This window comes from Thermogutta sp. (assembly GCF_039793925.1).
Lineage (GTDB): Bacteria > Planctomycetota > Planctomycetia > Pirellulales > Thermoguttaceae > Thermogutta.
The window spans coordinates 1-482 of record NZ_JBAMME010000079.1; the positions used below are offsets into that span (position 1 = coordinate 1).

The following is a 482-nucleotide window of genomic DNA, read 5'->3' on the forward strand; positions in this document are numbered from 1 at the left end:
CGGCTTGTTGTGATGTGAACGGAGGTACTACCATGAAAAAGTCGTCTTTGTTCACAGCGATCATCATCGCATCACTGGTGCTCGGCAATTTGCTCTCTATCGTATCAGCGGTTCCAGGAAGTGTAGCCCCACCACTTCCCATTACCCCTACGCCAACCACTGTGCCTGTAACCCCCATCGGGAGGAACCAGGGCATCGCTGCGCCACCTACCCCTGGCGAATCGCGACCCCAGGTAGAGCAGGCCCGCGCCCGCCAGGCCATTGACGCTGTGCTGGAGAAGTACCTGCGCTACTGGGGCCCGCGCTACCGGGTGGCACCGGTCGAGGTCGCCGTGGAAGGCGAATGGGCCCATGGAGTGGCCCAGTGGCAGAGCGAAGCCAGGACGCTGAGTGGCCCGATCCACATCCTGGCCCACCGCCTGCCGGACGGCACCTGGCAGGCGCTGCTGCCCGGCACTGACGGGCTTTACCTCCAATGGCTG

General features: G+C 63.3%; 1 protein-coding gene. It reads left to right on the forward strand.

The window, feature by feature from the left end:
• Positions 1-32: 32 nt before the first annotated feature.
• The coding region (locus ABJK56_RS02690; protein ID WP_347243123.1) for a hypothetical protein at positions 33-482 on the forward strand (450 nt) is incomplete at its 3' end.